The sequence below is a fragment of the Wolbachia endosymbiont of Drosophila tristis genome, from assembly GCF_028981745.1.
In the GTDB taxonomy this organism is placed as follows: Bacteria; Pseudomonadota; Alphaproteobacteria; order Rickettsiales; family Anaplasmataceae; genus Wolbachia; species Wolbachia pipientis.
In genome coordinates this window covers 1-741 of record NZ_JAPQLN010000013.1, presented here as the reverse complement: position 1 = coordinate 741, position 741 = coordinate 1, and the positions used below count along the sequence as shown (strand labels likewise).

At 34.8% G+C, this 741-nt stretch carries 2 protein-coding genes; both read left to right on the top strand.

Going from position 1 to position 741, the window contains the following annotated elements:
- Positions 1-99: 99 nt before the first annotated feature.
- Positions 100-324 carry a gpW family head-tail joining protein gene (locus OZD64_RS00100; protein WP_019236402.1) on the top strand — a complete coding sequence of 75 codons (225 nt, stop codon included), beginning with the start codon at positions 100-102 and terminating at the stop codon, positions 322-324.
- On the top strand, positions 325-741 hold a 417-nt coding region (locus OZD64_RS00095), incomplete at its 3' end, for a phage portal protein (protein ID WP_274999090.1). It lies immediately after the preceding gene.

The window sequence follows — 741 nt, the reverse complement described above, 5'->3', positions numbered from 1 at the left end:
GAGTAGTAAAGAATCTGGGTAAAAAAGCCAATGAATTTGGTTATATCCTGATAAAAAAAGATGAGCTGATAGGGGAAGTTTCTTAGAAGCAAGTAATAAATGTATAACGAAGATTATTTAATTCAAGTCGAAGAAGCGATAAAGAAGCTGCAAAACGGAGAGCGAGTAGTATCAATTGCATATGGTGATCATGTGGTAAGATATGCAGAAGTAGATATAAATGATTTACTAAACTTAAGACAACGAATTAAAGCTGAGCTAAAGATTGCTGGAGTGGAGCCAAAGAGGAAAATTATTTTTTCAACGAGTAAAGGAATTTTATAAATGCTACTAAAAACCTTCAAACAATTATTCAACAAGCCAAAAATCAAAAGTTCAGCCTGGGATGCAGCAGGCTCAGGAAGAAGATTTTTTCACTTTCAACCAGAGTTAGGAAGTATAAACAATTTGCTGTCTCAAAGCCTTGAAACTTTACGTAGTAGATCACGTGATATGGTGAGAAAAAATCCTTACGCTGCAAATATAATTGATACGATAGTAAGTAACTCTATTGGAACAGGAATAAAACCACAATCAAAAGCAAGAGATGGAGAATTTCGAAAGAAGGTGCAAGAATTATGGCTAAGATGGACAGATGAAGCAGACAGTAGTGGAGTAAGTGATTTTTATGGATTACAAGCTCTAGTATGCAGAAGTATGATAGAGGGAGGAGAATGTTTTGTACGTTTAAGAACGAGAAAG

Bases quoted from the DNA above. Each gene is read 5' to 3' on its own strand.
- OZD64_RS00100 (WP_019236402.1), top strand. From the start codon at position 100: ATGTATAACGAAGATTATTTAATTCAAGTCGAAGAAGCGATAAAGAAG.